The following is a 1,055-nucleotide window of genomic DNA, read 5'->3' as shown; positions in this document are numbered from 1 at the left end:
ACTATTACCAAAGCCGAGGGTGGCAACTTCGAGAACCTGGAGACCAACCCGGCTCCAGCCGTCACCGATGTTACCGATACCATCGATACTTCGACGGTCAGCCTGACCGCAACACCAAGCGTGGCTGAGGGTGGCATTGTTGTTTACACCGCGTCGGTCACCGCTCCCGTGACTGGTTCCCCGGTCGTGGTGACTCTGTCCAACGGTCAGACCATCACCATTCCAGTGGGTGAGTCGTCCGCCAGCGTCAACTTCACCGCGCCAAACGACGCTCTGGCTGGGGGCAGTTCGCTCAGCACGACCATTACCAAAGCCGACGGTGGCAACTACGAAAAACTGGAAGTCAGCGACAAGCCGGCTGAAACCTCGGTCACCGATACTCCTGACACTACAACTCTGAGCCTCTCGGCTACTGAGTCCGTGGCCGAAGGCGGCTCCATCGTCTACACCGCCACATTGACCAATGCAGCTGGCACTCCGGTCACTGTGACCCTGAGCAATGGCGCGGTAATCACCATCGCCGCCGGTGCCACTTCCGGTACTGCCACCGTCGCCGCTCCGGCTGACGATGTGTACAAAGACGCCGGTAAAGTCGAAGCCACCATTACCAAGGCCGAAGGCGGTAACTTCGAGAACCTGGAGACCAATCCAGCCCCGGCGGTGACTGATGTCACTGACACGATCGATACGTCGACTGTCAGTCTGACCGCAACTCCAAGCGTGGCTGAGGGTGGCATTGTTGTTTACACCGCGTCGGTGACCGCGCCAGTAACCGGCTCGCCGGTCGTGGTCACTCTGTCCAACGGACAGATCATCACCATTCCGGTGGGCGAGTCGTCCGCCAGCGTCAACTTCACCGCGCCAAACGACGCTCTGGCTGGGGGCAGTTCGCTCAGCACGACCATTACCAAAGCCGACGGTGGCAACTACGAAAAACTGGAAGTCAGCGACAAGCCCGCTGAAACCTCCGTCACCGATACCCCGGACACCACCACTCTGAGCCTCTCGGCTACTGAGTCCGTGGCCGAGGGCGGTTCCATCGTCTACACCGCCAC

General features: G+C 60.2%; 1 protein-coding gene. It reads left to right on the top strand.

Annotated features, from left to right (window positions below):
* Positions 1–120: 120 nt before the first annotated feature.
* Positions 121–1,055: immunoglobulin-like domain-containing protein (locus M2395_RS31665; RefSeq protein WP_310506694.1), on the top strand; the 935-nt coding region annotated here is incomplete at its 3' end.

Origin of the sequence: Pseudomonas sp. BIGb0176 (assembly GCF_024810175.1) — a bacterium.
GTDB classification, from domain to species: Bacteria; Pseudomonadota; Gammaproteobacteria; order Pseudomonadales; family Pseudomonadaceae; genus Aquipseudomonas; species Aquipseudomonas protegens.
Note: the sequence above shows the minus strand (reverse complement) of the source record. Positions and strands in the feature narration are given on the sequence as shown.